The following is an 11,286-nucleotide window of genomic DNA, read 5'->3' on the forward strand; positions in this document are numbered from 1 at the left end:
GATGGCGGCCCTGCGGAAACCCGGCTCGGCGGGGCGGCGCTGCCGGGACCTGCTGCTGTGGGCCGGGCTCGCGGCACCGGCGCTAGGCGCGGATCTGCTCGGGCTGAACGAGAACCGCCCCCTGTGGCAGCAGTGCGTCGGCGCCGTCGTGCTCGCCGCGGCGGTCACCGTGGCCCGGCGCACCCCGCTCGGGGCGTTCGCGCTGGCGGCCGTACTGGGCCTGGCCACCGCCCCCGCCCTGTTCAGCCTCTCCTACGCTCCCGCTCTCGCCGTCCTCGCCCTGCTGCTCGGTCTGCGGGCCGACCGGATGCGCCCGGCCGCCCTGTGCTTCGCTGCGGTCGGCTGCGTCGGCACCGTACGGATCGCCCTCCTCGGGGCCGACCCGGCGCCGGAATGGCTGGTCCTGATGTGCACCCTCCTCTTCTGCTGTGTCTTTCCCTGGCTCGTCGGCGGACACCGGCGCCAGGGCCGGGAGCTGGCCGAGGCCGGCTGGCTGCGCGCCGCCCGCCTGGAGGACGAGCAGCGCTACGCCGAGGAACGCGCCCGGACGCGGGAGCGGGCCCGTATCGCCCAGGACATGCATGACTCCCTGGGCCATGAACTCAGCCTGATCGCGCTGCGGGCGGGCGCTCTCCAGGTCGCCGCCGACCTGCCCGCCCACCATCGGGCCGCCGCGGCCGATCTGCGCGTGGCCGCCGCCGACGCCACCGACCGACTGCACCGCGTCATCGGCGTCCTGCGTGAGGACGACGACGAACCCGCGCCGCTCTCCCCGGCGGGCGAGAGCGTGGAGCAGCTCGTCGCCCGCGCGGCCGATTCCGGGCTCCCCGTGCGGTGGGAGCACACGGACCGGGCCGGGGCCGGGCGCCGACCCGCCCCGGAGCCGGGCGGAGTCACCGACCGGCTGCTGCACCGGGTGGTGAGGGAGGCGCTCACCAACGCGGCACGGCATGCGCCGGGCGCGACGGTCGTGGTGGCGGTGACGGGGGAGGCCGCTGAGGTGACCGAGAGGGCAAGGGCGGCCGGTGGTGTGCCGGGTACGACCGTCATTGTGTCCAACGGGCCGGCCACCCAGCGGAGTTCCCGATCCTCCGGGGGAGGTTCCGGTCTGCTCGGACTGCGCGCCGCCGTCACCGCCGTGGGCGGCTCCTTCACGGCCGGACCGTGCGATTCGGCGCCGTACGAGGGCGGGTTCCGGGTGCGGGCGTGGATGCCGGACCGGGCGCCGGACCGAGTGCCGGACCGGGCGCCGGACCGAGTGCCGGACCGAGTGCCGGGACGAGTGCCGGATCATCGGCCGGGGCAGCGGGTCGGTGGGATCCACCCCGCGGGTCACCCCGTGAACCACCCCGTGAACCACCCCGCGAGCCCGACCGCCGACTGGGCCCCCGCCCCGACCGCCGACCGGGCCCCGGCCCCGACCGCCGACCGGCTCTCCGTCTCCGAACCCGCCGTCCGTGCCCGTCGCAAGGCCGCGCACGCGCTCTGGGTCGCCGCCTGTGCCGGAGTCGTCCTGGTCGGCGGGGCCTTCGGCTGGTACGCGTACACCGAGACCCACTCGGTGCTCAGGCCCGACACCTACACCCAACTGCGCCTCGGCACGGCGGCGTCCGACATCGAACCGCTGCTGCCGGACCGTTCGGTGGCCGACCCGCCCGCCGACCGCGCGCCCGCCCCGCCGCCGGGCGCCGCCTGCCATTACTACCGCTCCAGCGGAGAACTCCTCGTCTCCGTCGACCACTTCAGGCTCTGCTACGACGACACGGACCGACTGATCGCCAAGGACGTGGTTCCGGGCGCCGGACGGCAGGAGAGGAAAGGGACCGCCGGATGATCCGGGTACTGCTGGCCGACGACGAGGCGATGGTCCGGGCGGGGGTGCGGGCCATCCTCGACAGCAGCGGCCGGACCGAGGTGGTCGCCGAGGCGGGGGACGGCCGCGCGGCGGTCGAACTGGCCCAGGCCCACCGCCCCGACGTGGCACTCCTCGACATCAGGATGCCGCGCATGGACGGGCTGGCCGCCGCCGAGGAGATCGTACGGACGCTGCCGGACACGGCGGTGGCGATGCTGACGACGTTCAGCGAACGCGACTATGTGGCCCGCGCGCTGGGCGGCGGCGCGACCGGGTTCCTGCTGAAGTCCGGGGATCCCTATGAGCTGATCGCCGGGGTGCGGGCGGTCGCGGACGGGGCGGCGTTCCTGTCGCCGAAGGTCGCCCGTGATGTCATCGACGACCTTGGCGGAGGCGGAGGCGGCAGCGCTGGTGCCGGTGGCGTTTCCGGTTCCGGTGGCGTTTCCGGTTTCGGTCCCGGCGGTGGTGGTGGGGGGCGGCTCGGGCGGCAGGCCGCCGCGCGGGCCCGGGTCGCGCAGTTGTCGCCGCGCGAGCGGGAGGTGCTGGGACTGGTCGGTCAGGGGTTCTCCAACCGTGAGATCGCCGAGCGGCTGCACCTGGTCGAGGGCACGGTCAAGGCGTACGTCAGCTCGGTGCTCGACCGGCTGGGGGTGCGCAACCGGGTGCAGGCGGCGATCGTGGCGTACGAGGCGGGGTTGGTCGGGATGTGAGCGACCCCGGCGGGAGGGGATCTCCCGGCTCCCTCTCCTTGCTGACTCATCGTCAATTGGCTTACGGGACAGGGGGATCGGTGACGGACGCCGATGTCCGGTCGCGCGGAGTGACGGTGCGGTGACCCGTTCGCGTCCGCGTCGGCTCCGCGGGCGTGCTCCGGGATGATGATCCGGAAAAGTTGCGCTTCAGGCGGCGGGTGGGGCGAGCGAGAGCATGGTTCTCTCGTAAGGTTTGGGCGTGGGATCTCTGCGCAATCCGATCGGGCCGCTTCCCTCCTCCATCTACTGGCGACGGAGGGTGATCTTGCTGTCCGTGTTCGCCGTGCTGGCGTTGCTGATCACCTGGATCGTGGTGGCGAGCGGCGGCGACGGTAAGGACGGCGCCGACGGGACCAACGGCAAGAACCCCGCCCCGTCCATCACTCCGGGGCCGTCCGGTTCGGGACCCGCGATCAGTCAAGCGCCCGGTGGGCGTGACGAGTCGGGCGACGAGGAGACCGGCGGCGGTTCGGGCGGCGGGTCCGGGGCCGGTGATGGAGACGGTGACGGCGACGGCGCGGAGGGCTCGGGGGGCTCAGGCGGTTCCGAGGGCGGGTCCGGGGCCGGAACCGGGGGTTCCGCCGGGGCCGGTTCGGGCGGTGGAGCCTCGGGCGGTGGCGGGGTGAGCAGCGGGGACGCGTTGCCCGCCGGTTCGTCGCTGCCCAACTGCGCGCCCGGGTCCGTGAGTCTGACCCTGCGCAGTGTCCGCAACTCCTACTCGCCGGACCAGAAGCCCTCGTTCCAGCTCATCGCGCGGAACTCCTCCGCCAACGACTGCAAGGTCGACCTCGGCCCCAAGGGCGCGGTGCTGACGATTACCCAGGCCGGGGAGGACGACACCTTCTGGTCCTCGGCGGACTGCCCCAAGGGCGCGGGGAACCTGCTGTACCGGGTGCCGGCCGAGAGCAGCATCACGTACACCGTGCAGTGGGACCGGGACCGCAGCGCCGCGCGCTGTGCGACACCGCCGCCGGGGTCGGCCGCGGCCGGGACCTATCTGCTGGAGGCCAAGGCCGCGGCGTTCGCCAAGGTGCAGGCGTCGTTCGTGCTCACGGCCGACTGAGCCCCGGCTTACCGACCGCCCCGGCTCACCGACCGCGACAGCTCACCGACCGCCCCAGCTCACCGGCGGTGACGGCTCACCGACCGCGACAGCTCACCGGCGGTGACCGGCCCGGGGCCGTCGAGCCGGTCGCCGTCAGGGAGCCGTCGCCCTACGGGGTCAGGCGCCCCGTAGGGTCAGACGTCAGGCGCCCCGCCGGGTGCAGACGTAATGCCCCCTGTCAGGGCAGACGTAGCGCCCCGCCACGCCCCGCCAGGTCGGACCGTCGTACCCTCGTGGCCCGCCAGATCAGACGTAGCGCTCCAGGATGGACGACTCCGCCAGTCGCGACAGTCCCTCCCGGACGCTGCGCGCCCGTGCCTCGCCGACGCCGTCGACCGTCTGGAGGTCGTCCACGCTGGCGGCGAGGAGCTTCTGGAGCCCGCCGAAGTGCTCCACCAGGCGGTCGATGATGGCGCCGGGCAGCCGGGGCACCTTGGCGAGCAGCCGGAAGCCGCGCGGGGAGACCGCCGAGTCGATGGTCTCGGGCGAGCCCCCGTACCCCAGCGCGCGGGCGACGGTGGGCAGTTCGAGCAGCTCGGCGTGGGTGAGCGCGTCGAGTTCGGCGAGCGCCTCGTCGACGGTGCGGGAGCGCTTGGCGGTGGGCTCGGGGACGTAGTCCCGGACGACCAGCTCGCGCTCGGGCTCGACACCCGCGATCAGCTCGTCGAGCTGGAGGGCCAGCAGTCGGCCGTCCGTGCCCAGTTCGACCACGTACTCCGCGATCTCGGTGGCGATCCGGCGGACCATCTCCAGCCGCTGCGCGACCGCGGACACGTCCCGGACCGTCACCAGGTCCTCGATCTCCAGCGCGGAGAGCGTGCCCGCCACCTCGTCCAGGCGGAGTTTGTAGCGCTCCAGGGTGGCGAGGGCCTGGTTGGCGCGGGACAGGATCGCCGCCGAGTCCTCCAGGACCCGGCGCTGGCCGTCGACGTAGAGGGCGATCAGCCGCATGGACTGGGAGACGGAGACCACCGGGAAGCCGACCTGCTTGGAGACCCGGTCCGCCGTGCGGTGCCGGGTGCCGGTCTCCTCCGTCGGGATGGTCGGGTCGGGCACGAGCTGGACGCCCGCGCGCAGGATCTTCGACAGGTCGGAGGAGATCACGATGCCGCCGTCCAGCTTGCACAGCTCACGCAGGCGCGTGGCCGTGAACTCGACATCGAGCACGAAACCGCCCGTGCACATCGTCTCCACGGTCTTGTCCGAACCCAGCACGATGAGGCCGCCGGTGTTGCCGCGGAGCACGCGCTCCAGGCCGTCACGCAGCGCCGTGCCCGGAGCCACGGCGCTCAGCGAGGCGCGCATCATGCCATCGGAACCGGCGCTCCCACCGGTCTTTCCGGGAGCCGATGCCCGGTCGTTGGCTGCCACTGCACTCCTCCGGTCGCAGGTTCTCTGGCGTCCCGTATCGCGCACTCTGTTCGTACGGACGGGCGAGACCAGGGCAAAGTCTACCGGCGCTCCTCCTCGTCCCGAGGGGCCTCTCGGCGACGGGAGCGTGGGAGGACCCCGAGCGCGGCCCCTATGTCCGCGACTTCCAGGACCTTCATGCCCGCCGGGACCCTGCCGGGATCGCTCGGTACGAGTGCGTGGGTGAAGCCCAGCCGGTGGGCCTCGGCGAGTCTGCGCTGCACCCCCGTGACCCGTCTGACCTCGCCCGCGAGGCCGACCTCGCCGATCGCGACCAGGTTCTTCGGCAGCGGGGTGTCGCTGGCGGCGCTGGCCAGCGCGAGGGCCACGGCGAGGTCCGCGGCGGGCTCGGAGAGCCGCACCCCGCCGACCGTCGCGGAGTAGATGTCCCGCTTGCCCAGCGCGCTGATCCGGCCGCGCTGCTCCAGCACCGCCAGCATCATCGACACCCGCGAGGTCTCCAGGCCGGACGTGGTCCGGCGCGGGGAGGGGATCTGCGAGTCGACCGTGAGCGCCTGCACCTCGGCGACCAGCGGGCGGCGGCCCTCCAGCGTGACGGTCAGACAGGTGCCCGGCACCGGTTCGGCGCGGCGGGTCAGGAACAGACCGCTCGGGTCGGCCAGGCCCGTGATGCCCTCGTCGTGCAGTTCGAAGCAGCCGACCTCGTCGGTGGTGCCGTAGCGGTTCTTGACGCCCCGCACGAGGCGCAGGCGCGCGTGGCGGTCGCCCTCGAAGGACAGGACGACGTCCACCAGGTGCTCCAGCAGACGCGGGCCCGCGATGGCGCCGTCCTTGGTGACATGGCCGACAAGGAGGGTGGACATGCCGCGTTCCTTGGAGGCGCGGATCAGGGCGCCCGCCACCTCGCGGACCTGGGCCATGCCGCCCGGCGCCCCGTCGATCTCCGGGGACGCGATCGTCTGCACCGAGTCCACGATCAGCAGGGAGGGCTTGACCGCGTCCAAGTGGCCGAGCACCGCCGCCAGGTCGGTCTCCGCGGCGAGGTAGAGGTGGTCGTCGATGGCCTTGATGCGGTCGGCGCGCAGCCGGACCTGGCTCGCGGACTCCTCGCCGGTGACATAGAGCGTGCGGTGCTCGTCACTGGCCGACTTGGCCGCGACATCGAGCAGCAGCGTCGACTTGCCGACGCCGGGCTCGCCCGCCAGCAGCACGACCGCGCCGGGCACGAGGCCGCCGCCGAGCACCCGGTCCAGCTCGGGCACGCCCGTGGGTCGGGCGGTGGCCTGGCGGCCGTCGACCTGGCCGATGGGGACCGCGGAGGTGGTGACGCGGCCCGGTGCCGTCGTACGGACCGCGGGGGCGCCGTACTCCTCGATGGTGCCCCATGCCTGGCACTCGGGGCAGCGGCCGAGCCACTTGGCCGTCTGCCAGCCGCATTCGGTGCAACGGTAGGACGGGCGGTCCTTCGCGGATTTGGTACGGGCAGCCATGCGGTGACCCTAACCGGTGGGTCTGACAGTGGGGTTTTCGTCTCACGTCCGGCGGTGTCGCCGCCCGTCACCCGTTGAAATCGGCCACACCGTCCAGAATCAGCCACGGAATCAATCGTTCCTGTCCCCCATTGAGGGATCGTTTCACCCGTACGGATTAAAACTGCTCAAGGTGGGAGAAGCGGTCGTCTTATGCCCCCTACGGTCCACGAGTGATGACCAGCAGCCAGCAGACCCCGACCCGCACCACCGGCGCACACCGGGCGCGCAGGGAGGCGCGTGACCGTGCTGCGGCGCGCACGCTGGCGCAGCGCCCGCCCGCGCGCTACGAGCCCTATCTGGACGGCCTGTTCACCTACTGCCTGTCCGTGCTCTGCGACCACGACACCGCCACCGCCGCCCTGGGTGATGCACTCGCCCTGGCCGAGCGCCGGGGCGCACGCGCCCCCGAGGCCACGGGCGACCGACGCGCCTGGCTGTACGCGCTGACCCGCTGGACCTGTCTGCGCACCCTGGCCGAGGCCAAGCAGAAACGTCAGGGCACCCACGCGGCGGGCCGCCACGCCCCCGCCCGGCCCGCTCCCGCGCGGCCCGCCTCCGGGCCGACGGCCTCCGAGCCGCCCGTCGCCGAGGACGTCCAGCGGCTGCGGCGGCGCGAACTGGCCCTGCTCGCCTGGCCCGAGGCCGCCGGGACCAGCCCGGAGCAGCGCGAGGCGCTCGAACTCGCCGTCCGCCACCACCTGGCCGCCCACGAGGTCGCCGCCGTGCTCGGCCTGGACCTCGCGGGCGCGCGCGACCTGCTCGCCTCCGCCGCCTGCGAGGTGGAACGCACCCGCGCCGCGCTCGCCGTGGTCGAGGCGGGCGGCTGCCCCGGTGTCGCCCGGCTCACCGGGGACCACCAGCTGGTGCTCAGCAGCACCCTGCGCCGCGAGCTGATCCGCCATGTGGACGACTGCCCGCGCTGCCGTCGCACCGCCCAGCGCGCGGTGCCCGGCCGCTGGCCCGGCGCCACCGTCACCCCCGCCGAACTGCCGGTCCTGGAGGCGCCGCGCGCGGCCCTGCACATGGCGCTCGCCCACCACGTACGCGCGCGGGGCGCCGCCGTACCGCGCTACGACCGGCGTGGCTTCCCCATGGATCCCAAGGACCGCGCGGCCCGCAGGGACCGGCTGCGCGCGCGTGCCGTCACCACCACCGTCGTCGCCACGGTCGTCGCCGCACCGGTGATCGCCCTGTGGTCGGCCTACCGGGGCGCCCCCTCGGTCGACGGCGAGGGCGGCCCCGGCGCGACCGCCACCCGCGAGGACGGCGAGGGCGGCCTGGGCGGCAAGGACGCGGGCTACCAGAACGCGGGCAACGCCGACGACCGGCCCGGCCCCGGACCGGGCGAGCGCACCGATGTGTCCGTCGAGGTCGTCAGTGTCGCCGGCGCGGGCGGCCGGAGCGCCGGACAGCTGGACGTGACGGCCGCCATCAGCGGCGACACCACGCTCGTCACCCTCACCGCGACCGGCGAGACCCCGGTGCGCTGGTCCGCGTCCACCGGCGCCCCCTGGCTCTACCTCAGCCGCTCCTCGGGAACGCTGCGGCCCGGCGAGTCGTTGACGGTCAAGGTGTACGTCGACCCGCTGCGGGAGCCCTCCGGGCACTGGACCGCGCGGGTGGCGATCGCTCCCGCCGGCGCGGTCGTCACCATCGCGGGCTACGGCACCGCGCCCGGCCCCGACCGGCCACGCCCCACCCGGCCCGCCGGGCCGCCCCCGACCGACCCGGGCCCCTCCGACCCCGAGCCGACCCCGACGACCCCCGCCCCGACCGAGCCGCCCAGCAGCCCGCCGCCCTCCCCGACCGACCCGGAGCCCACCCCGACCGAGCCGTCCCCGACGGACCCGGGATCCACCCCGCCACCGGGTGGCAGCGGGGGACCGGGGACTCCGTAGGGCGGGCCCTGGTGTTGTGCCGGGGGCCGGGGGTGTCGTAGGGCGGGCCCTGGTGCTGTGCCGGGGGCCGGGGGTGTCGTAGGGCGGGCCCTGGTGCTGTGCCGGGGGTACCGGGACGCCTCGTAGCCGGGGACGCCTCGTAGCCAGGGGCTCCTGGTAGCGGGGGACTCCTGGTAGCCGGGGGCTCCTGGTAGCGGGGGACTCCTCGTAGCCGGGGACTTCTGGTAGCCGGGGACTCCTCGTAGGGGGTCTGTCAGCGCGCGGGGTCCGCCGGATGCGGGGCCAGCAGCGGCAGCCGTGAGGCCAGCCGCTCCTCGCACAGCTCGACCAGCCGGTCGTACCCCGCCTTGCCCATCAGCTCGGTCAGCTCGGCACGGTAGGAGACGTAGACCGGATCACCCGCGCCGTGCGCCGACGTGGCCGAGGTGCACCACCAGTGCAGATCATGGCCGCCCGGACCCCAGCCCCGGCGGTCGTACTCACCGATCGACACCTGGAGCACCCGTGTGTCGTCGGGCCGGTCGATCCAGTCGAAGGTGCGCCGGATCGGCAGCTGCCAGCACACGTCCGGCTTGGTCTCCAGCGGCTCGCGGCCCTCCCGCACTGCCAGGATGTGCAGCGAGCAGCCCGCGCCCCCGGCGAAACCGGGCCGGTTCTGGAAGATGCACGAGCCCTGGAAGGGGCGGGTCTGCCGGTCGCCGTCCTCGTCCTCGGAGACCCAGCCGTGCCGGGCGCCCTCGTCGTGGTGCTGCCAGATCTCCGGCGTGAGCCGGGCCACGTACCCGGCGACCCGCTTCTCGTCGTCCTCGTCGGAGAAGTGCGCGCCCAGCGTGCAGCAGCCGTCGTCCGCGCGGCCCTCCTGGATGCCCTGGCAGCCGCTGCCGAAGACACAGTTCCAGCGGGAGGTCAGCCAGGTCAGATCGCAGCGGAAGACCTGCTCGTCGTCGGCGGGGTCCGGGAACTCGACCCACGCGCGCGCGAAGTCCAGCCCCTTCTCGTCGTCCGCCGGGGCCGGGGCGCCGCCCTTGGGTGCCCTCGGTGCTGTCGCCGGCGAAGAACCCGTGACGGCGCTGTCCTTCTTGCCGACCTTGCGGACCTTGTCGACCCTATCGGTCTTGTCCATCTTGTCGGCCTTGCCGTTCTTGAGGCTCTTGCCGTTCTTGATGTTCTTCGCCTTGTTCGTCTTTGGCACGGGTCCAGGGTAAGACGCGGAGGCCCCTTCGCGGCACCGTCTGCGCGCTGTCCGGATCCGGACCGTCCCCGCCTCGGGGGCGGAGCACGGCGCGGCGGGCAGTAGCGTGCCGTGTATGAGACTCGGTGTCCTCGACGTGGGAAGCAATACGGTGCATCTGCTGGTGGTGGACGCGCACCCCGGCGCACGCCCTCTCCCCGCACATTCGCACAAGGCTGATCTCCGCCTCGCTCAACTTCTCGCCGAGGACGGATCCATCGGCCCCGACGGCGTCGACCAGCTGATCGGCATCGTCCACGCGGCCCTCCAGGCCGCGGAGGACAAGGGGGTCGAGGAGATCCTGCCGTTCGCCACCTCCGCCGTGCGCGAGGCCACCAACGCCGATGCGGTCCTCGCGCGCGTACGGGAGGAGACGGGGGTCGAGCTGAGTGTCCTGTCGGGCGAGGAGGAGGCCCGGCTGACGTTTCTCGCCGTACGCCGCTGGTTCGGCTGGTCGGCCGGGAAGCTGCTGGTCCTGGACATCGGCGGGGGCTCCCTGGAGATCGCCTTCGGTATCGACGAGGAACCCGACGCCGCGGTCTCCCTGCCGCTCGGCGCGGGGCGGCTCACCGCCGCGTGGCTGCCGGGCGACCCGCCCGAGCCGGAGGCGATAAGGGCTCTGCGGCGGCATGTGCGGGCCCAGATCGCCCGTACGGTGGGGGAGTTCAGCCGGTTCGGCGCCCCCGACCATGTGGTCGCCACGTCCAAGACGTTCAAGCAGCTCGCCCGGATCGGCGGCGCCGCCCGCACCGGGGAGGGGCTGTACGTCCAGCGCGACCTCAAGCGCCAGTCCCTGGAGGCGTGGGTCCCCCGCCTCGCCGGTATGACCACCGCCGAGCGCGCCGAACTCCCCGGCGTCTCCGAGGGCCGCGCCGCCCAGCTCCTCGCGGGCGCGCTGGTCGCCGAGGGGGCGATGGACCTCTTCGGCGTGGAAACGGTGGAGGTCTGCCCGTGGGCCCTGCGTGAGGGCATCATCCTGCGTGAACTGGACCACATGGGAACGACGGTGGGCACGGACTGAAGCCCCGGGGCACGGCGGGCAGGCTGCGGGTTGTGGTCGCTTGTCGCGCAGTTCCCCGCGCCCCTCCCGGGCGGGCGTGGTGGGCAGGCTGCGGGTCGTGGTCGCTTGTCGCGCAGTTCCCCGCGCCCCTTGGTGGCGGGCGTGGGGAGGCGTGGTGGGCAGGCTGCGGGTCGTGGTCGCTCTTCGCGCAGTTCCCCGCGCCCCTTCTCGGCGAGGCGCGGACGCCCGCCGACACGTCCACCCGCCCGATCCGGCCGACGGCCATGGCGTCGCCGTTAGGGGCGCGGGGAACTGCGCGACCAGCCCTCCACGACCCGCACCCGCCCCCGCACCCTCCGCGTACGCCCGCCCGATCCGGCCGACGGCCATGGCGTCGCCGTTAGGGGCGCGGGGAACTGCGCGACCAGCCCTCCACGACGCGCACTCGCCCCCGCACCCCCCGCGTACGCCCGCCCGATCCGGCCGACGGCCATGGCGTCGCCGTTAGGGGCGCGGGGAACTGCGCGACCAGCCCTCCACGA

Annotated in this window: 8 protein-coding genes; 5 read left to right on the forward strand and 3 right to left on the reverse strand. The window is 74.0% G+C overall.

Annotated elements, in window-relative coordinates:
• Window position 1: 1 nt before the first annotated feature.
• The 3 genes from ACIQNG_RS33145 to ACIQNG_RS33155 all read left to right on the forward strand — a co-directional run bounded on the left by ACIQNG_RS33145 (window position 2) and on the right by ACIQNG_RS33155 (window position 3,670).
• A complete protein-coding gene (locus ACIQNG_RS33145) occupies window positions 2-1,834 on the forward strand; it encodes a sensor histidine kinase (protein WP_401490156.1) in 1,833 nt (610 codons plus the stop codon).
• Window positions 1,831-2,565 (forward strand): response regulator, encoded by a 735-nt coding sequence (locus ACIQNG_RS33150; RefSeq protein WP_401490158.1) that lies wholly within the window; start codon window positions 1,831-1,833, stop codon window positions 2,563-2,565. The genes ACIQNG_RS33145 and ACIQNG_RS33150 overlap by 4 nt, the downstream gene beginning before the upstream one ends.
• A gap of 241 nt (window positions 2,566-2,806) precedes the next feature.
• Window positions 2,807-3,670 (forward strand): hypothetical protein, encoded by an 864-nt coding sequence (locus ACIQNG_RS33155; protein ID WP_401490161.1) that lies wholly within the window; start codon window positions 2,807-2,809, stop codon window positions 3,668-3,670.
• 288 nt (window positions 3,671-3,958) lie between these two features.
• On the opposite strand, the gene disA is transcribed toward ACIQNG_RS33155, so the two are convergent.
• Together disA and radA are read right to left on the reverse strand one after the other, a co-directional pair.
• Window positions 3,959-5,083: a DNA integrity scanning diadenylate cyclase DisA gene (gene disA, locus ACIQNG_RS33160; RefSeq protein ID WP_401433583.1), complete on the reverse strand. Its 1,125-nt coding sequence runs from the start codon at window positions 5,081-5,083 to the stop codon at window positions 3,959-3,961.
• Window positions 5,084-5,163: 80 nt separating this feature from the next.
• Window positions 5,164-6,573: a DNA repair protein RadA gene (gene radA / locus ACIQNG_RS33165; RefSeq protein ID WP_401433580.1), complete on the reverse strand. Its 1,410-nt coding sequence runs from the start codon at window positions 6,571-6,573 to the stop codon at window positions 5,164-5,166.
• A 215-nt stretch (window positions 6,574-6,788) separates the two neighbouring features.
• Between radA and ACIQNG_RS33170 the strand changes: the two genes are divergently transcribed.
• Complete coding sequence (locus ACIQNG_RS33170) at window positions 6,789-8,513, forward strand: hypothetical protein (protein WP_401490163.1); 1,725 nt, start codon at window positions 6,789-6,791, stop codon at window positions 8,511-8,513.
• A 253-nt stretch (window positions 8,514-8,766) separates the two neighbouring features.
• Here the strand turns inward: ACIQNG_RS33170 and ACIQNG_RS33175 are convergent, their stop codons facing one another.
• Window positions 8,767-9,636, reverse strand: a complete 870-nt coding sequence (locus ACIQNG_RS33175) for a hypothetical protein (RefSeq protein WP_401490209.1) — start codon at window positions 9,634-9,636, stop codon at window positions 8,767-8,769.
• Window positions 9,637-9,820: 184 nt separating this feature from the next.
• Here ACIQNG_RS33175 and ACIQNG_RS33180 point away from each other — a divergent pair, with 184 nt between their 5' ends.
• On the forward strand, window positions 9,821-10,765 hold the full coding sequence (locus tag ACIQNG_RS33180) for a Ppx/GppA family phosphatase (protein ID WP_401433574.1): 945 nt from the start codon (window positions 9,821-9,823) through the stop codon (window positions 10,763-10,765).
• The last annotated feature ends 521 nt before the right edge of the window (window positions 10,766-11,286 follow it).

Origin of the sequence: Streptomyces sp. NPDC091377, from assembly GCF_044757045.1 — a bacterium.
Taxonomy (GTDB): domain Bacteria; phylum Actinomycetota; class Actinomycetes; order Streptomycetales; family Streptomycetaceae; genus Streptomyces.